Genomic DNA, 21,287 nt, shown 5'->3' with positions numbered 1-21,287 from the left:
GGCTACCACCAGGGCCGGAAGGGCTTGTACGGCGTGCCTTCCAGACACAGCCGGACGAGCTTGAGTGCTTCGAGGTGGATGAGCTCCTCGTAGCTGACCTTCCGCTTCAGCGTCCGGTGGTACACCGTCGTCGCGAGTTCCTCCCGGACGAGAGCGGCGATCTTCTTTCGGCCGTCCGCGCTGAGTGCGGCGCGGCCGACTTCCGTCTCGAAGTCGCTGGGTTTGAGGTGCTTCTGGCTGGCGGCCCGTCGCAGTAGCCGTTCGGCGAGCAGGGGTTTGAAGGGTTCGGCGAGGTCGAGGGCGAGGGTGTTGCGGCGGCGGTCGGTGTCGCTGTGCAGGAAGCCGATGGCGGGGTGGAGCGGGGTGCTGCGCAGGGCGGTGAGGACGCGGGCGTAGGTGAGGGCGTTGAGGTAGCTGATGAAGGCGTTGCCGGCGTTGGTGGGTGGCCGGCGGGTGCGGCCGTTGAGGCGGAGCCAGGCGGGGAGGCGGGTGTCGAGGACAGCCCAGGCGGTGCGGCGGAAGTTGCCTTCCTGGCCCATGAGTTCGTCGGTGTCGTGGCAGTCGGGCAGGGCGGTGCGCAGGGTTTCGAGTGCCGGGTCGAGGAGGTCGGTGTCGAGGGCCCAGCGGAGGTTCTCGGCGGTGGCGAGGAGGAGTCCGCGCGCGACCGGGAGGCGTTGCGCGGGGTCGCCGGTGATCTCGACCTGTCGGCGGAGGACGGTGGCGGAGGACATGGCCTCGGCGGGCGCGAAGTGTCCGGCGTAGTTGCCGTAGTGGTCGAGGATGTGGACGGTGACGCCGTGGCGGCTGAGGAGGGACATCACGGAGGTGTTGAGGTCGACGTGCTCGAAGGCGACGAGGTCGCGGATGTCCGTGATGGGGATGCGGACGGGGCTGCCGTCGGCACGCTCGATGCGGATGCTGTCGTCCTCGCGGCGGATGCGGCAGGGTCCGGTGAGCCAGTAGGTACGGCCGACGGCGGGCATCAGTCTCCCCAGCAGTAGTCGAGGTAGGAGCAGCCGCGGCAGGCGGCACGGGTCCGGCGGTCGGGGGGTTCGGCCGAGGCGATGACGGCGCGGGCCTCGTCCTCGGCGGTCTCGGCCGCTTCCCGCGCCTCTTCGTTCCAGGGGACATCGGTGGTGCGGCGGATGAGGGGGTAGTGGACGGTGCCGCCGCGCACGTTGACGCCTCGGCGCTCCAACAGCAGGCAGTAGTGCCTGACTTGGGCGTCGTGGGCGGGTGATGGGCTGCGGGAGGACTTGGTCTCGTGGATGACGGCCCCGGCGGTGACCCAGTCGATGCGGGCTTCGCCGAGGTCGACGTCCCGCCGTCGCGTGAACGTGGTCTCGCTCACGACCTCCCCGAAGGCGACGAGGTCGCTGCCGCCTTCGGGCCGGTAACCGCGCGTGTAGAGCCAGAGTTGGCGCGGGCAGTGGCGCAGGTACTTGATGTGGACGCCGCCGAGGCCCTTGTCGTCGCCGAGTGGACTCGCAGGGATGGGTTTCACAGGATCGTCTCCGTTTCGGCGGGCGGGCGGAGGCCCAGGACGGGGTCGTAATCGCCCTTGACGAGATGGACGCCTAGCGACCGGTCGAACGCGTGGCTGTAGGTCTTCAACTGCCCGTAGCCCAGCGGGATGAGCAGTCCGGCGGCGAGGAGCGGGTCCGCCTTCCTGCCGACCGCGAGTCGGCGGTACTCCTCGGTGTCCTCTTCCAGGAGCACCTCCACGGTGTCGAAGCGTTCGCCGAGGGACTTCGCGTACTCGGTGCGGTCGTGGAAGGGGTCGGCGAAGGTGAGGAACTCGGCGGTGAACCCGTCGCGGGCCTCCCGAGCCCTCTCAACCCACTTGTGGCCCCAGTCGGTGTCGTAGGCGAGCGCGAGGAGGCGGTCGATGTCCTGTTCGCTGAGGTCGGTGGCGCCTTCCAGCGCCAGGGTGGTGAGCGCCGACCAGGCGGCCTCCACCGCGCCCTGGTCGTACGGGCGGTGGCCGTCCGTCCGGTGGACCCGGAACTCGACCGCCCCGTCCGGGTGGAGGCCCCGACGGTTGACGCGTCCGGCGCGCTGGGCGACGGCCTCGATGGGGGCGTTCTCCACCGCGCCCCGGTCGAAGTCGAGTTGCAGCGAGACCTCCACCGTCTGCGTGGCGACGACCAGACCGCCTCGACGCGGCGCGTCGTCGGACCGGCGCTCGCGGTGGCGTTTCAGGAGTCGGCGTTCGATCTCGTCGCGGTCCTTGTTCTTGAAGCGCGAGTGGAGGAGCAGCGCGGCGTCCGGGTCGTCGGGGTGCTGCTCGCGGGCGTGGTCGGCGAGGGCGGCGAAGAGGGCCTGCCCCGCGGCAACCCTGTTGACGACCGCCAGCACGCTGTGCCCCTCGTCGATCCACCCTTCCAGCCGCGCGATGCTCTCCGGGTCCGTCAGCGCGAGCTCGTCGACGACCAGTCGGTGCCGCACCGGCGCCGTCCCGGGCTCGGCCCGATGGCAGGTGACGGGCTGGTGCAGGCTCTCGTCGACGATGGTCAGCAGCGGCGGGGCGAGGGTCGCGGACAGCACGGCGATCCTGCTGCCGAGTTGTTCCCACAGCCGCATCGCGGCGCAGAGCCGGCCGAAGGTCTCGGGGTCGTAGGCGTGGAGTTCGTCCAGGACGAACAGGGAGTTGGCCTGTTCGAGGAGGACGGAGGAATGGGTGGGCCCGGCGATGGCGGCGGCGAGGAGTTGGTGGGGCGTGGCGACGCGCAGGCGTTGGGTGAACAGGCGCATGGCGTTGGCACGGGCGCGGGCTTTGCGGGCGTCGTCCTTGGTGGGGCCGCTACAGCAGTCGTCCTCCGACGCCTCCGTGAGGAGGGTACGGGCGAGGGCGCCGTGGAGGAGGCCGATGTCGGGCTGCTTCTCCCCCGCGGCCGGGTGGAGGGTGTCCTGGAAGCGACGTCGGGCGGCGTTGAGGGAGGCACGGTAGGGCAGGGTCCACACGACCCTGGGCATGCCCGCCATCGTCGCCAACTGCCGGGCAGCCCAGGAGAGTCCGGCTTCGGTCTTGCCGCTGCCCGTGGGGGCGATGAGGACGAGGTGGCCCACGGTCGTACCGGCGTCGTGCTGGTGCCGGTGCGGCGGGTACGGGAGCCGCGCGAGGTAGTCGGTGGGCAGCGGCATGTGGGTCTGGAGGTCCACGTGGGCGGAGCCGGCGTGGTCGGCCAGGGTGAGGGCGCCCTGGGCCAGGACGGCGAGCAGGCCCTGGTGGGCCTTCACCGGGAGCCTCCAGGCGGTGAGGACGTCCTGGAGGAGCAGGCGGGCCCGGTCGGCGAGCACCGGGTCGTTCGGCCCCGGTGGCGCGGGTTCGGTGCCGAGGGAGCCGGCCAGCCAGGCCAGGAGTTCCTGGTGCAGGCCGCGCGGGACCTGCGGCCGTGGGCCGTCCGGGCCGGGCACGTGGCCGAAGGCCTCGTCCCAGCGGGTCCGTTCGTTGTAGAGGCGGGACAGGGCGGGCTTGCCGCCGCCGAGGGAGGACGCCGCGTGGAGCGGCCGGTGGTGGCCGGCGACGAGCGTGGCGATCAGCAGGCGCTCCTCGCTGCCCCATCCCGCTGCCGGGGCCAGCAGGTCGACGTAGGCGAGGGAGAGGACCTCGTGGCGCTCGCCCCAGGGTTTGCCGCCGGGTTCGACCTGCCGTTGGAACAGTTCGGCGATCTTGCCCGCGTCGTGCAGCAGCGCCGCGACGCGTACAAGGCTCCAGAACTGCGGTTCAGTGGCGATGACGCCGGCGGCCCCGATGCGCGCCTCCAGCTGGGCGACCGCGTCGTGGACGGTGCGCAGGTGGGTGGTGAGGCGTTCGGGGTCTTCCCGGGGCAGCGACTTGGCCCGCAGGTCGGTGAGGGCGCGCCTTCGTGGTGGGGCCAGGGGTGGGGTCAGGGGTGGGGTCAGGGGGTCAGCAGCCATACGGCTTGGGTGTCCTCGTTACTGGTGGGTGCTTCTCGGTAGGCGCCGCGGACCGGTGCCGCCCCGGCGGGTTCGTCGCACCACAGGTACGGCGACCAGCGGGTGGTGAGGCGGTCGGCGGAGACGGTGTCGGCGAGGCGGTGCTCGTGGGCGGAGGGCACGTCGTGGCCGTCGGCGGGGGCGAGGGCGTGGCCGACGACCGCCCGCTCGGCGGGTTCGAGGACGACGTGGGCCAGTCCGGTGAGGTGGACGAGGTCCTGGGAGCGGCCCAGGCGCAGGGCGTGACGAGGCCGGCGCAGCGCCCGGGCGAACCGGTCGCCGTCCGCTCCCGGTTCGGGCAGCCACAGGGTCAGGTGGACGTCGGCGAGGAAGGGCCGGTCCTTGGCCGTCGTACCGCCCTTTCCGGCCCGGATGCGGCCGCCGGCGGACGGGTTGCTGCCGTCGGCGGCGATCGGATGGTAGGTCTCGGTGTCGGTACCGTGGCCGTCCGACCAGGCCGCCATGCCGAGGACGAAGGGTTCGGCGTACGCGCCGGTGGCGGCCGCCAGCAGCCCGCGGACGGTGGACGGCGGCGGCACCGGGAGAACGCGGGTGACACCGGGGAACAGCGGGTCCCGGAAGGAGGCCACGGGCGCGTGGAACGTCGCGCGCAGGGCCCGTACCGGCCCGCCCGGTGGCGCCGGGGTCATCGCGGCTCCGGGTCGTCGAACCAGCCGTCCAGCTCGCCCGCGCGCAGTTCCTCCGCCAGCTTGAGCAGAACAGTCCGGGGGTGGTCGACGACGATGGTGCCCTCGGCCAGCTGCCGCTCGCACTGCTTCTCGAAGTCCTCGCGCGCCTGGTCGCGGAAGCCGGGCCGCCAACCGATCCGTACCGGCCCCTCCCACTCCCCCGCCCACGCTTCGAGCTCCTGGACCAGGACGTCCCCGCGCACCCGCACCCCCGTGTCGGGGTCGCTGTCGATCACGTGGCCCAGCGGGTTGATGCCGCCCTTGAAGGCGACCAGGACGATCAGCGCGGGCACCCGGTCGCCGTAGTGCAGGGCCTGCTTCGCCCCGCCGCTCAGGTGCGCGATCGCCTCGGGCAGCAGCGCGGCCCGGCGGCGCCGCTCCTCCAGCGGCAGCCGGACAGCCGGCTGGTCGCGGAACGATCCGGTGGTGGCGCCGAGCGCGGCGGCCTCCGCCACCTGGAGCGCCTGCTCCTGGGTGAGGTAGTTGGGCCGGCCCACCCCGTCCGCGCCGGGCAGGGTGAACGTGCCGATCCTCGGGAGGTCGAGCAGGAAGGGCGCGGCGAGGTCGGCGGTGTAGAACTCGTGCCCGTGCAGGACGGGTTCGGTCACCCCCCGGGACATGACCCCGAAGTCCTCGGTCGGGTAGGCGGGTTCGACGGACATCAGGGTGCCGAGCATGAACGGGCTGTCGCGCAGGGTGGTCGCCGCGTCGTCCTTCCTCGCACCCGCCCGCATGTAGCCGAACAGGTCGTCGTCCGCGTAACGGACCGGATCCGCCTGGGTGTTGGCCTTCTGCGCCTTGCCCTGGGCCTTGCCCACCCGGGTGACGGGCGACGGCACCGAACCGCGCTCGACCATCGTCTCCCGGATCCAGCGACGCGCCGCCTGCGCGGACACGTACGGGTACTTGCGGCCCCTGACCCGCGCGAACTTGACGCGGGACACCGTCTCCTCACTCCGCCCGTTGTTGGGTGCCCCGGCCTGCACGGAGAGCACCATCATCCCTGCCAGGTAAGCCATTTACGCCTGCTCCATCTCGTATGCGTCGTACTCGTCCTCGGTGTCCACGCCGAACGCCGGTTGCTCCGCCAGCTCCTCGATCTCGCGTTCCTGCTGCGGGTCGGGCTCCTTGCCGCTGATCGCGACCCCTCGGCGCTGGAGCATCACCGACACCAGCGCGAACAGGAGCATCCGCTGCTCCCAGGCGCGCGGCCGGCGCCCGATCAGCGGCTTCCACAGCTCGGGGCCCGCCAACGGCGTCTTGTTCCCGTCCAGTTGCAGACGCGTGTAGGCCTTCACCATGAGCGCGCCGAGCTGGTAGTCGTTGAGCGCGGCCCTGCGGTACTCGGCCAGGCGCCCGCGCGAGCCGTCCTGGGCGATCCAGTCGGCGATCAGCGTCGCTACCGGTTCAAGATCGGTTTCCATTCCGAAGACCTCCTCGGCGTAGGTGAAGGCGAGCCGGACCAGGGCCTCGCGGTCGTCGACGCCCCACGCGCCGTCGGGATCCGCGAGGAGGCGGTGCAGCTGCCCGAGCAGCGGGCGGCTCCGGCCGTCCTCAGCCTCGAACAGCAGCCGTGCCGCCTCGCTCGCGCCGCTCTTCCCGGCGTCCGGCCGGGCCAGGGCACGACGCAGCAGGTGCCAGCCACGGCGCAGCGGCGCGTTGCCGTCGACGGTGGCGAGGAAGGCCGGGACAGCACGCCGGGTGCGGGTGACACGCAGCCAGGGCTCCTGGTTGTCGTTCTTGAAGCTCCACAGGGTGGTCGTGCACAGGCCGTCGGTGGCGTCCCGCAGCGCGGCGAGGACGACGAGCTCGGGCCTGGCCCCGGCGGGCATCCCGGTGAAGCCTGCCTGCATGACGCGACGGGCACGCCGTACGTTACGGCGGGCGAACTCCCGTTCAGCGCCTTCTTCTTGGCAGGACAGGACGGTGGCCGAGCCGGCCGTCACCCAGGCGCCGTAGGGCAGCGCCCACATCGCGATCCGGCACCCCCGGCAGACCGGCCAGCCGGGGACTCCGGGCGGCAGGGTGTTCAGGGCCTTGCTGGTGTCGTACAGGGGGAGGTTCGACTTCGCCCAGACCACCACCGTACCGGCGCCGCAGAACGTGCACGGCCGCACCGGCCCGGACTGCGGGGCGTCCGGGGCGAAGAGCCTTTCGATGTCCGGCCTCAGCACGTTCGGGTCGGAGGGCCGCTTGCTGTGCGTGGCCTTCGAGTTCGGGTACAGCGCGAACAGGACCTTCCACCAGTCGTAGCGGCCGCCGCTGTCCTTGGGTGCCGTCGCCGCCGCCAGCACGTCCGCCACCAGGATGGACGCCATGGCGTCGAGGTCTGCGGCGCTCACCCGGCCCGGGACGTCGCGCTCGGCGATGACGGCCACGGCCCAGGCACCCGCCCGCTGCAAGGGATGACCGGACGCGACGAGGGCCGTCACCGTACCCACCCGAAGCCCTGGATCGTGTCCAGGCCCAGCCCCCAGGAACGGATCGCGTTCACGAACCGGCCGTCAGCCTCCATCGCCACCCGCACCCGCGCCCCGATCCGCGGCGCCCCACGCACCGTGAACCGCCGCCGGGGGCCCGCCTCCAGCACCCGCAGACCGTGCGGGGCCGGCAGGCCCAACACGTCCGCCTTGTGCGCCAGGTTGTGCTGGAGGCGGTCCAGGTAGTGCTCGTCGCCCGGGAGCAGGTTCCAGCTCTCGTGCTTGAGCACGACCGGCGTCATCGTCTCCAGCTCCACCGACCCCTCCCCCGGCGGCAGCAGCGCATCCATGTCCACCGCGACCCCGCGCACCCGCAACCGCGTTGCGCCCCACACCAATTCCTCGGCCCCGGCCAGCGCGCGCACCAACACCGAAGCGATCTCCGGCACCGGCGACCCGAACCACACCGAACCGTCCCGCGACGTCGAGTACACGCCCCTCTTCCGCGGCGCCCCCAGAAACAGCGGCCCGGCCACCCCCACCGGCTTCAGCGGCTTCCCCCGCCACCCGCCGTCGTGCAGGGCCTGTGCCAGGGCCTCGTCCTGCCCACCGAGCAACCCGTACACCACACCCCGCGCCGCCCCGTGCACGTCCTCCCACCGCACACTCGACGCATCCGGCGTCACATCGACCCTCACCCGCACCAGACTCTCCCGACCCGCGTGCCGCAACCCGAACACGCCGCAACGTAGTTGGGCGTAAACGATCGACACTGCATTCCTCACGATTTGGAGCAATAGCCAGCCATATGTGCTAGAGGCCCCGGCCGCGCCGCCAGCCCCGCGACGGGAATAGCGTCCACCTGCAGAGGCACCAGCCCCAAAACGCCCTGACCTGCCACGATGCACTACCGCCGAGTCGCCGCAACAACATCGCCGCACGCAATCCGCACGCGCCGCTGGACCTGGTGCTTTACCCTCGGGTCGTAATCAGCCCTGGAGGGCTTGCAACAGGCCTTGTTGCCGGGCCGTGGCGATGACGGCCGCAGTCGTAATCAGCCCTGGAGGGCTTGCAACACGGCCTGCTCCTGGACGTCACCGGTTGGGACACTGGTCGTAATCAGCCCTGGAGGGCTTGCAACAGGTTGAGGATCTGTCCGCACAGCACGACGGGCATGCGTCGTAGTCAGCCCTGGAGGACTCGCAACGCCAGGCCGCTGCCGATCCACCGCAGGTCCCGCTCGGGTCGCAACCAGCCCTGGAGGGCTCGCAACGAGGTGAACAGGCTCACGGGGCTCTCCCGATGGGGGGCGGTGATCGTTGGTGAGATCCGACAAAGGCCGCTAGCCTTGGCGGGCCGACACTCGTACGGTGCCGTCGTGGCGCCGGTCAGGTTCGTTCTCATCAGCCCTAGAGGGCTTGCAATGAGCGCGCCATAGAGTTGGCCGAGAGGCTGGCGGCGGTGAAGTCCTCGGGCGGACACCGCCGCTGGCCAACACGCTCATCCGAACCAGTCTCGACAGCTCCGCGACCAACGCTCAGGGTCGACGTAATCACCCATGCGCGGTGCCAGTCCGCTCCCGGTGCCACTGCTCCCGAACTTGCTCGCAGGTTGATTCATCGGAGCGAGTCATCTAGTTCGCTGATGAGCTCACCGGCATCGCGAGGGCCCACCAATCAAGACGGGCGTCCCACGATCGGGTGACATCAGCCCCGGGCCGGACTGCTCCCAAACCACACTCATCATCCGACACTTAGCCTCTCACCTGCGGCTTTATCAACTGTCGGATGCAGCAGCCAAGCCCAGCGGCCAGCAAGCCTTGGGCTGATCCATGAAGGACCAACCAATACTGGTGCTGCCCTGAGCGCGAAGACCCCAGCACTATGCGCGGCTTGTCGCCAAGGCCTCTGTCCCGTGGGGGGATGACCAGGTGAACGTCTCAGAATCCGTTCTCGTGCTCGTCGACGCGCTGCTGGCCGCCGTCGTGCCGGGCGCTGCGGTTGCCCGCGTAGCGCCATCCGCAGCGATGCGTCCGGATTGGCATCGCGAGCGGCGCGTTCAGGGACCGCATCCCCTCACCCCGCTGTGCGCCCGCCGGCGGCGGCTGGAAGCCCGAATAGATCCTCCGCCAGCCGCGTGCGTCCTGAGGTCGGGTACCGAAGGTGCGCCGGAGCCGCTGGCCATCGCCTGCGGAGTCGCCCGGCTCCGGGTACCTCTGGTTCCCCGGGCTCCCGGGAGGGCCGACGCGGCCGGTCGTTCCGGGGTGGGCACCCACAAGCTGGGTGTCGGCCCGGCCGCGTGATCTACACCCCTCCAGCTTGTCGAATCACTGGAGGATAGAAGTGCAGTTCATCGAGTTGCTGTGGCAGGACGAAGCTACGGTCAAGGCCGCGGGAGTAGTCCTGAGCATCGTGTTGGAGTGGTCCCTTCAATTCATCAAGGGCCGCGCCAGGCGGCGGGCGGATCTGCCGCCCGGTACAACGGTGGAGCCGTCCGTACGGCGTCCGCGCCGTACCCGGCGATCGTCGCGTCGGGTGGCCGAGTTGAAGCGTTCGAGGGCTCGGTTCGACCGTGCCCCGAAGCCGCGTCCGAAGGGGGGTGGCCGGAACAGTGCCCGGCTGCGCCGGCCCGGGCAGCGCCGCCGTCCCGGCAGGCGTGCCTCTTGACGGCGGGCACGATCGGCCGGTGCGCCCGGAACTGGATGCCGGGCGTTCCGTAGAGCCGGTTGCAACGCCGTAGCGGGCTGCCAGGGTACAGAGTGGCCTCGAGCCCGCCCACCGACGGGTTACACGGGAGTGTGCGCCGGCGGCTCCTGGGGATGCAACTCCCCTGCCGGGGCGACATACTAGACGTCTCCCTGGGAAACCCCGGGCGTGCGGCCTCGTTCGCACGCCCGCGCTCTGCCTCCTCTGATGCACCGCCAGGGGCGATCGGCGGGTACCGGCCCCGGAGGTCCGGGCGCAAGGGGAGCATGAGACTCCGTGGATCGTGCGGGCCCGTCCGTGGGTCCGCTTCGTCGTCGTCCGTCGTGCCTCCGGTACGGCGCTCCCGTGCGCACCGTGCGCACCGGGTGCTTCCGCTCGGGCAGCCGGGCGTGCTGCTCGGGGTGCCCATGGCGTTGTGCTGCCAGCTCGCGGCGGCGGCTCCCGCCCACCCCGCGTCCCGAGGACGGCGGGCTCCCCGCCCTGGCCGACCAGCCCCACGGCCAGCAGGCGTACGGCAAGGCCGACATCTACCTCTTCAAGGTGGCTGAGGGCGTCACCTCGCTGAACCTGTACGCGCTCGGTCCCGGTGGCGGCGGCGCGCCCGGTGGCGGAGGTGGGGTGGGGCGGAGGAGGAGGCGGTAACTGAACCTTCCTCGGTAGCGCCACGGGCGGCGGCGGCGCCGGAGGGGCCGGTGGGGGCGGCGGCGGGGGCGGCGGCGGCGGGGGCGGCGGAGCGGCCCTGGCCTGCACCGCCGTGCCGGTGACCCCGGGCATCCGCCTCGTGGTCATCGTCGGCCAGGGCGGCGTCTCCGGAGGCCGGAGTGGCGGTGGCGGTGCAGGCGGTGGAGGCGGTGCGGCGGGCGCCACTCTGCGCCCAGCCGAACCCGGTGGCGCGGGGACGGCGGGGTCCGTCGGCGCGAGGCCCCGCAATGGCGGGGACACCTTCGTCCGCGTTCACAACGGTTCTGCGATCACCGGATCCTCCGGGGCGGGGACGGAGGCGTGAGCGGCGGCGCGGGCCGGGGCGGTGGCGGCGGCACCAGCGGCAGCAGCGGCGGGGCAGGGGCGGGAACGGCGGCGCACCACCGCCCGGCCCGGACGACCAGTCGGGTACCGGTAGCGGCAGCGCCGGGAACACCGCTGTGAGCACCGGCGGTGACGGGTACGTCCTGATCACCTGGTAGATCGCGGCCAGGCATTTCCCGCCCGTTCCGTCCGCACCACCATTGCGCTGACGGGTCGGGCCTGGTCGGCGGCGGTGCGGCCGTAGGACGGTGGCGACCTCGCGGCCGGGGTCGGGAAGACCGATGGCGCGTAGGGCCGTTCTGGCTGTCCGGTCAGGGGCAGGGGTGCAGGGCAGGGCGGTCGCGGGTGCGGACGGCGGGGAGCCAGGCGGGGGTGTGGCCTGGGAGGCGAATGCGGTACCAGAGGGTGGAGGTGAGGTCTTCCTCGTTGATGACGGGGAGGCCGGTGGGGAGTTGGCAGTCGGCGTCGAGGGTGTCGTTGTGCCAGACGCGGACGGGGCCGACGTTGTCGGCGGTGTAGGGGCGCAGGGGGTCGACGGCGAGGCCGAGGCTGCACTGGGGGTCGTGGTCGGTGCGGTCCTGGCAGCCGCGTTCGGCGTTGAAGACGCGGACGTGGGCGGGCTGTCCGGGCGGCGGTTCCGGGTGCGGCCAGAGGGCGGTGGCGGTGACGGCGGCCGTGGCGCAGGAGGCCAGGGCCAGCAAAGCGGTGCTCGGACGGCGCGGGCGGCGCGGGCCCCGGTCGGCGCGGATGCGCGCGAGCAGGCTCTCCGCCGTGTGCGGGGCGCGGGCGGCGTGGGTGGGGGCGAGGCAGTCGGCGGCGAGGGCGCGCCAGAACGGGGGGACGGCGGCGGCCAGTCGCAGGGCGGCGCGGCCTTCCGCGTACTGTTGGGCCGCGGCGCTGCGGGCGGTGGGGGTGACGCCGGGGAAGGGGCGGCCGCCGGCGGCGAAGACCTCGTGGATGACGATGCCGAGCGCCCAGATGTCCGCTGTGGTACGGACTTTGACGCCGTGTTCGCCGAGTGGTTCCGTCCAGCGTTCCGGCGGGAGGTAGTCGGGGGTGCCCATCGGGGAGCAGTGGCCGTGGGTGCCGGTGAGTTCGATGGCGAGGCCGAAGTCGGAGAGGCGGACCTCGCCGTCGGCGCCGATGAGGACGTTCTCCGGTTTGAGGTCGGTGTGGACCCAGCCGGAGCGGTGCAGGTGGGCCAGGCCTTCGCAGATGCCGGTGACGATCCGGGCGCCCTCGGCCTCGTCGACGCCGAGGGCGAGCAGGTCGCGCAGGGTGCAGCGGGCGCGCTCCATGACGAGGACGATCGCGCCGTCGAGGGTGGGCTGGTCGGGGGCGGCCAGGACGAGGGTGTCGAGCAGCCGGACCAGTCGGGGGTGCGGGGCGGTGCGGCCCAACTCGGTTTCGCGGCGGGCGGCTTCGGCGACCTGGCGGGCCTGGCGGGGGGCGAGTCCGGCGGTCGGCAGCACCTTGAGGGCGACCGTGCCGTCCGCGTCGTCCGCGCGGCCGGCCCCGCCGTCGGCCCGGCGGGCGGCGTAGACCGTCGCCCAGCCGCCCTCGCCGAGCAGCCCGGTGACGGTCCACTCGCCGACCCGGTGGCCGGCCGGCAGCAGTTCCTCGCCGTCCCCGGGGAAGTCCTGCTCGGGGACGCCCTCCCTGGGGACGGCCTCGCTGGGGACGCCCTCCCTGGGGACGCCCTCCCTGGGGACGGCCTCGCTGGGGACGCCCTCCCTGGGGACGGCCTCCCCGGGAAAGGCCGGGTCTTGCGGCATCTCCGCCCCTCCCTACCGTCCGGTGCGGGCGGGTTCGGGTGCCGGCAGGAGCGCGAGGTGCTCCTCGCGGACGATGCCGAACTTCAGGGCGATCCCCACCACGGCCTCGCGTTTGCCGCTGCGGCGGTCCGCGCGGTCGCCGTCGGGCAGGTCGATGCGGAGCTTCTCGTCGGCGAGGTAGTCGAGGTGCGAGCTGACGGCGCGGGCGGTGAGCCGGGCGCAGGCGGGGTGGCCGTGCAGCCGGGCGACCACCTGCGGGGTGGTGGGGACGGCGGCCGGGGAGCGGTCGCGCAGCCACGGTTCGCAGAGTGCGACCAGGACCAGGAAGTAGGTGGCGGTCTCGTCCAGCGAGTACGCCGTCATGGTGCGGCTCTCCCGGGAGCCGCCGTGGGCGTCCGGGTCCAGGTAGACGTGGTCGGGCGCGAACACCTGGAAGGAGAGCGGGGTTTCCCGCCGGGAGGGCAGCACCACCCGGGAGAACTCGAAGGGGATCGGCGCGCCGATCCGCCGTGGCGGCACCCGCAGGTACTCGCCGGCGCCCTCCGGGTTCTCCACCAGGTAGGCGTGGGTGTTGCTGAGGTTGCTCAACTGCCAGTGGTCGTCGGTCGCGTGGATCTCGCCGGCCAGTCGGGAGACCGTCTCGTCGCCGAGGCGCAGCTCCACGGGGATGCGGGCGGAGCCCCGGCCGAAGCGCGCCCGTTCTCCCGGACCGAGCCGTAAGGTCACCGTGTCGTCGCCGTTCCCCTCCGGCAGGTGGACGACAATCCCGCTCACCGTTCCTCCGTCCCGCGCACCGCTCCCCCGTTTCGCGCGCCGGCTCTTGCCGGACGGACGAACGGTACCTCTTCGCGTACGACAATAAACCGGATGCCGCAGGCTACTTGACAAAGCGGGAGCGGAGGGTACAGGCGTTCGGTCAGCGCATCGGCGCCCCCGAACGCACGGGTGCCACCGCACCCATCGGCGCCCCCGGTCGCAGCGGCGCCACCGGCCGGTCGCCGAAGGCGGCCCACGGCCGCCAGCCGCCACCGGGCCGGTCCTGGACGCGGGTGCGCACCCGGCCGTCCTCGGCCACCGCGAAGACGTGCAGCCGCCCGGTGGAGTCGGCCGCGGCCGAGGGCGGCGCCGCGAGCACCAGGCCGGGCTCGCCGAAGTCCTCGCCGAGCACGTCCGTCGGTGCCCAGGCTCCGGCGGGCGCCGACTGCCAGCGGTGGGCGAGGCGTTCGCCGCCCGGGGAGAGGGTGAAGGCCTCCAGCCGGCCATCCGAGCCGGCGATCACCGGCGGCGCGGCGGTGGACCAGCCGAGCAGCGGCTGCCAGGCGTCCCAGCCCCCGCTGGGCACCGACTGGCGGCGATGGAAGGCGGCCGTGCCGGACGGGGCGATCGCGGTGACGTTCAGCCGCCCGGTGCCGTCGCGGGCCACCCGCGGCGCGGCCCCGGCGGGCGTCCCGAAGCGCTCCCAGGCGGACCAGGCGCCGCCGGGCGAGGTCTGCCAGCGGTGCAGCAGCGCGGCGCCGCCGGGCGCGAGCGCGAACACCTCCAGTCGGCCGTCGGCGTTGGCGGCGACGGCCGGCGGCGCGCCCGCCGGGCCGCCGAAGCCCGGGTCCCAGTCGTCCCAGCCGGTCGAGCCGGGCGTGGTCTGGCGGCGGCGGGCGATCAGGGCGCCGCCGGGGGCGAGCGCGAACACCTCCAGCCGGTCGTCGGCGTTCCGGGCGACGGCGGGGGCGGCGCCGGCCGGGCCGCCGAAGACCTCCCAGTCCGACCAGCCGCCGTCGCTCCGCTGGACGCGGTGGTGCAGGGCGGCGCCGTCGGGGGCGAGCGAGAACACCTCCAGCCGGCCGTCGGCGTTGCGACCCAGGACGGGCACCGCGCCGGCGGGTGTCCCGAACACCTCCCAGTCCGACCAGGTGTCGGTGTCCGGGCCGGTCTGGACCCGGCGCAGCACCGACCGGTCGGCGGCGTCGAGGGCGAACACGGTCAGTCGGCCGTGGACGTCCGGGGCGGCGACGGGGTTGTCCGGGCTCTGCCAGGGCGGCGGGGTGGACCGCCAGTCCAGCGGGGCCAGGTAGAGGCCGCGCCGGAACCAGCCGGCGGCGCTGGCCCACCACTGCCGGCCGTCGGTGACCACCTCCACCGCGTGGCCGGGCACATGGCCGGCGTAGCCGTCGAGAGAGAAGCGGAACGGGTCCTGGGAGGCGAGGACGTCGGTGCCCTCGTACCCGTTGCGCGGTCCGATGAACAGGTGGTACCAGCCGTCCCGGGCCACCACGAAGGGCGACTCGGTGACCGAGACGCCGTCCGTGGCGGTGGCCGCGTCGGCGAAGGCCACGCCGGGCTCGCCCCAGGTCAGCAGGTCGGCGGAGCGCCGGTAGCAGACCTGGTGGCGGCCGCCGGGGGCGGACAGCTCGGTGTAGTACATCACCCACTCGGTGCCGATCCGCAGCACCATCGGGTCGCGGGCGGCGGTCCCGCGGAACAGCGGACCGGACGGCAGCCTCGTCCAGGTGGACAGGTCGGTGGAGGTGGCGGCGTTGACCGCCGCCCCGGCGCGTCCGCCCGCCGCGTAGAACATCCAGTGCACGCCGCCCGACTCGACGACGTGCGGGGCCCACAGGTGCTCCTCGCCGAAGTACGAGGCGTCGACGGTCAGCGCGTCCGGGTGGCTCCGCCACGGCCCGGACGGGGAGGGCGCCGAGGCGTGCGCGAGCGAGACCTCGGCCGCGCTGTCGGGCGCCTGCCCGGGCGGCGCGCTGTCGCCGACGATGCTGAACAGGTGCCAGCGCCCGTCGGCCTGGACCAGGGTGTGGTCGTTGAGGTAGCGGCGGCGCGCGGTGGACGGGTCGTAGACGTGGTCGAACGGGCCGGCGCCGACCCAGGCGGCGCCGACGGAGGCGCCGGTCGGGACGGCGTAGGCCGCCGGGGCGGTACGGCCCGCGAGCGGGAGCACGAGGGCTCCCGCTCCGGCCGCCCGCAGCAGGCCGCGCCTGCTGATCGGGTGCATCGCTGCGCTCCAGAGGGCTTCCGGCGGGGTCTCCGGCGTGGTCAGCCGGCGGCGGGTCCGTGGGTGGTGTTCAGCCAGGCCCACTCGGACCAGGTGGAGAAGCCGGTCTGCCACTTGTGGTGGACGCCGTCGGTGTTGGCGCCGAAGACCTCGATCCGGCCGTCGGCGTTGTTCGCCGAGCCGATCTCGGTGCCGCCGGTGCCGAAGGTGTCCCACTGGCCGTACGGGGCGTTCAGGCCGGTCTGCCAGATGTGCTGCGCCGTACTGCCGTTGATGGCGAACACCTCCACCCGGCCGTCCGGCGAACGCCCGCTGGTCAGCTGCGCGTCGGCGGGGCCGCCGGTGGCCTCCCAGCCGGACCAACTGGTCGGGTCCGTCTGGTACTTGTGGTAGACGCCGGCCGGGCCGGAGGCGAAGACCTCGAGCCGGCCGTCCTGGTTGTGGCTGACGGTGAGGTCGTGGCCGCCGGTGCCGAAGGTGGAGTCCCAGGCGGACCAGCCGCCGTTGACGGCGGTCTGCCACTGGTGCTGGAAGACGCTGCCGTTGAGGGCGAAGACCTCCAGCCGCCCGTCGGGGGCCTTGCCGAGCTCGATCTCACTGTCGGCGGGGCCGCCGCCGGTGCCCTCCCAGCCGGACCAGCCGCCGTTGGGCGCCGTCTGGTACCGGTGGAAGACGCCGACCGGTCCCGAGGCGAAGACTTCGAGCCGCCCGTCCTGGTTGGCGCCGACGGCGAGGTCGTGGCCGCCGGTGCCGAAGTCCTCCCAGCCGGACCAGGCGCCCGACGGCTGGAGCTGGTAACGGTGCTGGAGGGTGGTGCCGTTGAGGGCGAAGACCTCCAGCCGACCGTCCGCGTTCAGGCCGATGGCGAGTTCGGCGCCGGCCGGGCCGCCGAGGTCCTCCCACTCCGACCAGCCGCCGTTGATCGCGGTCTGCCAGGCGTGCGAGACGCCGTTCTTCCCGGCCGCGAAGACTTCGAGGCGTCCGTCGGCGGACCGGGCCGAGACCACCCGGCCGGACTCCGCCGGGTACTCCAGCGGCGCGGGACCGGGCTCGTGGTGGCCGAGCCGGTCGACGGCGGCCTGGGCCTCCTCCATGTGCCGCAGGTGGGCGCGCGCGCTGTAGGTCGACCACTGGTGCCAGTCGAGGCCGCCGTTGGAGATCCGGTAGGTCTGGTCGGCGTTGCACTGGGCGTCGTAGGCGCACGCGTCGGAGACCTCACCGTGAAAGTGGTCGTTGATCTCCCACAGGCCACGGTCGACGGAGTAGTCCGGGGTGTTGCCCTCGCGGTTGGAGGCCAGCGGGTTGCAGCTGGACTCGGCGAGGCCGACGGCGATCGCGGTCACCAGGGCCTCGCCCCGGAAGCCCGCCTGGTAGGCGACCTCGGCACACAGGTCGCTGCCGGTGGCGGCCGGAGCGGAGGGGGCGGCGACCGTCAGGCCCGCCGTGACTCCCAGGGCGGCGATCGCGGACAGCAGGGCACGGTGGGGCGCCCGGCGGGCGCGCTGCTGGCCGGTCACGGGGTGGCTCCTCGACTGACGGCGGGTCCGGGGGTGGTGTTCAGACTGACGGCGGGTCCGGGGGTGGTGTTCAGCCAGGCCCACTCGGACCAGGTGGAGAAGCCGGTCTGCCACCGGTGGTGGACGCCGTCGGTGTTGGAACCGAACACCTCGATCCGGCCGTCGGCGTTGGCGGCGGCGCCGATCTCGGTGCCGCCTCCTCCGAAGGTCTCCCACTGGCCGTACGGGGCGTTCAGGGCGGTCTGCCAGATGTGCTGCGCCGTACTGCCGTTGATGGCGAACACCTCGACCCGGCCGTCCGCGGTCAGTTCGCTGGTGAGCCGGGAGTCGGCGGGGCCGCCGGTGGCCTCCCAGCCGGACCAACTGGTGGGGTTCGTCTGGTACTTGTGGTAGACGCCGACCGGTCCCGAGGCGAAGACCTCCAGGCGGCCGTCCCGGTTGTGGCTGACGGTGAGGTCGTGTCCCCCGCCGCCGAAGGTCGCGTCCCAGGCGGACCAGCCGCCGTTGACGTCCGTCTGCCACTGGTGCTGGAAGGTGTCGCCGTTGAGGGCGAAGACTTCGAGCCGGCCGTCGGGGGCCTTGCCGAGCTCGATCTCACTGTTGGCCGGGCCTCCGCCGGTGCCCTCCCAACCGGACCATCCGCCGTTGGGCGCGGTCTGGTAGCGGTGGAAGACGGCGGCCGGTCCCGAGGCGAAGACTTCGAGCCGCCCGTCCTGGTTGGAGCCGACGGCGAGGTCGTGGCCGCCGCCGCCGAAGTCCTCCCAGCCGGACCAGGCGCCGGACGGTTGGAGCTGGTAACGGTGCTGGAGGGTGGTGCCGTTGAGGGCGAACACCTCCAGCCGGCCGTCCGCGTTCGGACCGATGGCGAGTTCGGCGCCGCCCGGGCCGCCGAGGCCCTCCCACTCCGACCAGGCGCCGTTGACCACGGTCTGCCAGGCGTGCGAGACACCGCTCGCCCCGGCGGCGAAGACCTCCAGGCGCCCGTCCGCGGACCGGGCCGAGACCACCCGGCCGGACTCCGCCGGATACACCAGCGGCGCGGGCCGGGGACCGCTCCCGGGGACGCAGGGCACGGTGACGCCGCGCTCCGTGAGGTACGGCTCCGGGTCGGTGCGCTGGGACGCGTTCGGGTCGGCCCAGACCCGCAGGTGCAGGTGCGGGCCCGTGGAGTTGCCCTCGCTGCCCATCAGCGCGATCTGCTGGCCGGCCCTCACGTCGTCGCCCTCGAACACGTCCCGCCGCTGCATGTGCCCGTACTCGGTGATGGTCCCGTCCGGGTGCAGGATGCGGATCCACTGGCCGTAGTCGGACACCGGGCCGGAGATGACGACCTTGCCGTCGCCGACCGCGTAGATCGGGGTGCCGCGGTTGTTGGCGATGTCGATGCCGTTGTGCTCCGCGGTGTAGTGCTGGGTGATGGCGCCGTCGGTCGGGCAGGCCGCCGCGAACCCGGCGGCAACAGCGGGAGCAGCGGTAGCGGCGGGAACGGCGACAGCGGGGGCGGCCGGGACGGCGACCGGCAGCAGCAGGGCCACCACGGCCAGGGCCCGCCGCGAGGTGCGGGAGATCATCGGTGCGGCCCCCTCACGCCTTGCGGAGGCGGCCGATGATGCCGTCGATGTCGCGCCGCATCATGTCGGGCCGGATGAAGTGGCCGCCCGACTCCTCGTGGGCCTCGTACGGGATGCCGGCGCCGTCGAGCAGGGCGCGGAACTCCCGCTGCCCGGCCAGCACCGCGGTCTCGTTGAAGGTGTCGAAGGGGTTGGTCGGGTCGGGGCTGGTGCCGGCGACCAGGAAGATCCGCTTGTTGCGGTAGCTCTCCAGGCGCTCGACCGGGTTGTCGGCGGTCACCCTGGCCTGGTCCCACAGCGGCGCGCCGTAGATGGTGCCGCCGGCCAGGTCCTTGACGGCGGCGGAGACGTTGGCCCAGTGGACGACCGCGCCGTTGTCGCGGCGCAGGCTGGCCGGGCCGGAGTGGGCGCTGACCGAGGCGAAGTGGCCCCAGTACTTGGCGGCGTACTTCAGCGCGCCGAAGCCGCCCATGGAGAAGCCGGAGACGGCGCGGCCCTCGGGCTCGGCGAAGGTGCGGAAGTTGGCGTCGACCCACGGGATCAGCTGGTTGATGTGGAAGGACTCCCAGTTGCGGGGGCCGACGTTGGTGCTGACCGGGTTGGAGTACCAGCCGGCCTGCCCGCCGTCGGGCATCACCACGATCAGGGGCTTGCCGATGGTCCAGTCGCGGACGCCCTGGCGGTCGAACTCGATGAAGTCCTGGAGGCCGCCGTGCAGGAGGTAGAGGACGGGGTAGGTGCGCCCGCTGGTGTGGTAGTCGTCGGGGAGCAGCACGTTGACGGCCGGGTCCCAGCCGATCTCGGCGGTGTGGAAGCGGTAGTACCACATCCGGGCGTCGGCCTCGCCGCGGTCGGTGATGTGCAGGCCGAAGCCGTCGTCGGCGGCGTGGGCGGTCGAGGCCGTCGCGAGGACGCTCGCGCCGCCGAGCGCCAGCGCGGCGCCGAGCCCGCCGGCGGACTTGAGGATGCTCCTGCGGGTGGGGTGGTTCGCGGTCACCGTGACCTCCTGAGGATGCGTGTCGGCGGCCGGTCCGCGACCGCCGGATGTCCGTCGTTCGGACGGTTCGGACGGTAGCCACCCGCCGGGGGGCGCGGAATCCGGAACCATACGGACTGACAGCGGCGGGGCCGGGCGCGGAGACTGGTGCGTTCCCGGAGCGTCGGGTCGTCGGCCGCGCGTCCCTGTCCGACGGTGCGCTCTTGTCCGGCGGTGCCGCCGCCACCAGACTGGTGACCGGACGCGGACAGGAGGGGTGCTGTGGCCAGGATCAGGATGCCCGACCGGGTCTTTCTCGCCTTGGAGTCCGCCACCACTCCCCAGCACGTGGCGCTCCTGGCCACCTTCGGTCCGCCCGCCGGTGCCGAGCCCGGGCCGTACGTACAGCGCCTGTTCGAGCGGCTCCTCGCCGCGCCCGTCGCGGCCCCCTTCACCTTCCGGCCGCGCCACGCACGCTGGGGAGCCCTCGACGGCACCTGGGAGGTGCTCGCCGGGCAGGACGTCGACCGGTCGTACCACCTGCGCCGATCCGCGCTGCCCGCGCCCGGCGGCGAGCGCGAACTGACCGACCTGGTCTCCCGGTTGCACTCCCGGCCGCTCGACACCACGCGGCCGCTGTGGGAGTGCCATCTGATCGAGGGCCTGGCGGACGGCCGGTTCGCCCTGTACGTCAAGGTGCACCACGCGCTCACGGACGGGCTCGGCGTCCAACAGCGCCTGCGGCGCATGCTGAGCACCGATCCGCGGGACGAGGGGCTGCGCCCGCTGTGGAGCATCGCCGCCCCCGCCGACCACAGCACCGGGGCAGCCGGACCGACGGCCCGCGGGCTCGCGGCCACCGCGCTGGGCCTCGGCCGGGCCGCCAGGACCATGGCGCGGGGCGTGCGGGCCAGGGCCGACCGCACCCGCGCGGTGCCGTTCCTGGTCCCGCGCTCCCCGCTCAACGCCGCCGTCGGGCGGCAGCGCCAAGTGATCACCCGCAGCTACGAGTTCGACCGGTTCCGGGCGGTGGCGAAGGACGCCGGCACGACCGTCAACGACGTCCTGCTGGCGGTGTGCGGGGGCGCCCTCCGGCAGTGCCTGGCCGCGGCCGGGGCGCTTCCGGCGCGGTCCCTGACCGCGGGCACCCCCGTCTCGACGAGGGAGGCGGGCGACGCGTCCACCGCCAACTCCTTCGCCATGACGGTCATGAGCCTCGGCACCGACGTGGCCGACCCGCTGGAGCGGCTGCGCGCCGTGGCCCGGTCCAGCGCGCTGGCCAAACGGGAGCTGGGCGAGCTGCCGAAGGGCTCCACCGGGCTCTACGGGGCCCTGTTCACCTGGCCGTTCGTCGCGCAGAACGTGCTGGGCCTGGGCGGCGCGACCCGCCCCCCGTACAACGTCGTGGTGTCGAACATCCCCGGTTCCTCGCAGCGGATGTACTTCGCCGGCTGCCCGTTGGAGACGGTCCACCCGCTGGGCAGCGTCTGCCACGGGGTCGGCCTGTTCATCGCGGCCCGCTCGGCGGGCGGCCGGTTGAATCTGGGCCTGGTGGGGGACCGCTCCCTGCTCGCCCCGCTGGACGGGCTGGGGGACGCGCTGGGCGACCAACTAGGCCTCCTGGAGGAGGCGTTGGAAAGGACGTAG

General features: G+C 73.2%; 14 protein-coding genes and 1 CRISPR repeat array. Of the genes, 1 reads left to right on the top strand and 13 read right to left on the bottom strand.

Translation table 11 applies throughout. The features are described from left to right. Positions 1–2: 2 nt before the first annotated feature. The 13 genes from cas1b to ACFVU7_RS23810 form a co-directional block, all read right to left on the bottom strand. Positions 3–983: a type I-B CRISPR-associated endonuclease Cas1b gene (gene cas1b / locus ACFVU7_RS23870; protein WP_388047015.1), complete on the bottom strand. Its 981-nt coding sequence runs from the start codon at positions 981–983 to the stop codon at positions 3–5. Continuing rightward, positions 983–1,504 carry a CRISPR-associated protein Cas4 gene (locus ACFVU7_RS23865; protein ID WP_388047013.1) on the bottom strand — a complete coding sequence of 174 codons (522 nt, stop codon included), beginning with the start codon at positions 1,502–1,504 and terminating at the stop codon, positions 983–985. The genes cas1b and ACFVU7_RS23865 overlap by 1 nt, the downstream gene beginning before the upstream one ends. Beyond that, entirely contained in the window at positions 1,501–3,921 is a 2,421-nt protein-coding gene (gene cas3 / locus ACFVU7_RS23860) for a CRISPR-associated helicase Cas3' (protein WP_388047012.1), read from the bottom strand. Before cas3 ends, ACFVU7_RS23865 begins: the two co-directional genes overlap by 4 nt. After that, the gene (cas5, locus tag ACFVU7_RS23855) at positions 3,903–4,610 is read right to left on the bottom strand and encodes a CRISPR-associated protein Cas5 (protein ID WP_388047009.1); all 708 of its coding nucleotides are present in this window, start codon (positions 4,608–4,610) and stop codon (positions 3,903–3,905) included. The genes cas3 and cas5 overlap by 19 nt, the downstream gene beginning before the upstream one ends. Beyond that, the gene (gene cas7i, locus ACFVU7_RS23850; RefSeq protein WP_388047007.1) at positions 4,607–5,668 is read right to left on the bottom strand and encodes a type I-B CRISPR-associated protein Cas7/Cst2/DevR; all 1,062 of its coding nucleotides are present in this window, start codon (positions 5,666–5,668) and stop codon (positions 4,607–4,609) included. Before cas7i ends, cas5 begins: the two co-directional genes overlap by 4 nt. Beyond that, entirely contained in the window at positions 5,669–7,027 is a 1,359-nt protein-coding gene (locus tag ACFVU7_RS23845; RefSeq protein ID WP_388047006.1) for a hypothetical protein, read from the bottom strand. It lies immediately after the preceding gene. Positions 7,028–7,077: 50 nt separating this feature from the next. Beyond that, entirely contained in the window at positions 7,078–7,842 is a 765-nt protein-coding gene (gene cas6, locus ACFVU7_RS23840) for a CRISPR-associated endoribonuclease Cas6 (protein WP_388047005.1), read from the bottom strand. A gap of 208 nt (positions 7,843–8,050) precedes the next feature. Then, a CRISPR array of direct repeats spans positions 8,051–8,336; the repeat unit is 23 nt; unit sequence GTCGTAATCAGCCCTGGAGGGCT. A gap of 2,775 nt (positions 8,337–11,111) precedes the next feature. Then, positions 11,112–12,575, bottom strand: coding sequence for a protein kinase (locus tag ACFVU7_RS23835; RefSeq protein ID WP_388047003.1), 1,464 nt, complete (start codon positions 12,573–12,575; stop codon positions 11,112–11,114). Between the two features lie 12 nt (positions 12,576–12,587). After that, positions 12,588–13,349, bottom strand: a complete 762-nt coding sequence (locus tag ACFVU7_RS23830; protein ID WP_375877050.1) for a serine/threonine protein kinase — start codon at positions 13,347–13,349, stop codon at positions 12,588–12,590. Between the two features lie 142 nt (positions 13,350–13,491). After that, positions 13,492–15,576: a glycosyl hydrolase family 32 gene (locus tag ACFVU7_RS23825; RefSeq protein ID WP_388047001.1), complete on the bottom strand. Its 2,085-nt coding sequence runs from the start codon at positions 15,574–15,576 to the stop codon at positions 13,492–13,494. A gap of 41 nt (positions 15,577–15,617) precedes the next feature. After that, the gene (locus tag ACFVU7_RS23820; RefSeq protein ID WP_388047000.1) at positions 15,618–17,093 is read right to left on the bottom strand and encodes a hypothetical protein; all 1,476 of its coding nucleotides are present in this window, start codon (positions 17,091–17,093) and stop codon (positions 15,618–15,620) included. After that, positions 17,090–18,664 (bottom strand): peptidoglycan DD-metalloendopeptidase family protein, encoded by a 1,575-nt coding sequence (locus tag ACFVU7_RS23815; RefSeq protein WP_388046998.1) that lies wholly within the window; start codon positions 18,662–18,664, stop codon positions 17,090–17,092. Before ACFVU7_RS23815 ends, ACFVU7_RS23820 begins: the two co-directional genes overlap by 4 nt. 13 nt (positions 18,665–18,677) lie before the next feature. Beyond that, complete coding sequence (locus ACFVU7_RS23810) at positions 18,678–19,661, bottom strand: alpha/beta hydrolase family protein (protein WP_049655836.1); 984 nt, start codon at positions 19,659–19,661, stop codon at positions 18,678–18,680. A 261-nt stretch (positions 19,662–19,922) separates the two neighbouring features. Here ACFVU7_RS23810 and ACFVU7_RS23805 point away from each other — a divergent pair, with 261 nt between their 5' ends. Then, complete coding sequence (locus ACFVU7_RS23805; RefSeq protein ID WP_388046997.1) at positions 19,923–21,287, top strand: wax ester/triacylglycerol synthase family O-acyltransferase; 1,365 nt, start codon at positions 19,923–19,925, stop codon at positions 21,285–21,287.

Source organism: Kitasatospora sp. NPDC058046, from assembly GCF_042885595.1.
Classification (GTDB): domain Bacteria; phylum Actinomycetota; class Actinomycetes; order Streptomycetales; family Streptomycetaceae; genus Kitasatospora.
This window is presented reverse-complemented; position numbering and strand designations above follow the sequence as displayed.

Bases quoted from the DNA above. Each gene is read 5' to 3' on its own strand.
- ACFVU7_RS23835 (WP_388047003.1), bottom strand. From the start codon at position 12,575: ATGCCGCAAGACCCGGCCTTTCCCGGGGAGGCCGTCCCCAGGGAGGGC.
- cas1b (WP_388047015.1), bottom strand. From the start codon at position 983: ATGCCCGCCGTCGGCCGTACCTACTGGCTCACCGGACCCTGCCGCATC.
- ACFVU7_RS23825 (WP_388047001.1), bottom strand. From the start codon at position 15,576: ATGCACCCGATCAGCAGGCGCGGCCTGCTGCGGGCGGCCGGAGCGGGA.
- cas3 (WP_388047012.1), bottom strand. From the start codon at position 3,921: ATGGCTGCTGACCCCCTGACCCCACCCCTGACCCCACCCCTGGCCCCA.
- ACFVU7_RS23815 (WP_388046998.1), bottom strand. From the start codon at position 18,664: ATGATCTCCCGCACCTCGCGGCGGGCCCTGGCCGTGGTGGCCCTGCTG.
- cas7i (WP_388047007.1), bottom strand. From the start codon at position 5,668: ATGGCTTACCTGGCAGGGATGATGGTGCTCTCCGTGCAGGCCGGGGCA.
- cas5 (WP_388047009.1), bottom strand. From the start codon at position 4,610: ATGACCCCGGCGCCACCGGGCGGGCCGGTACGGGCCCTGCGCGCGACG.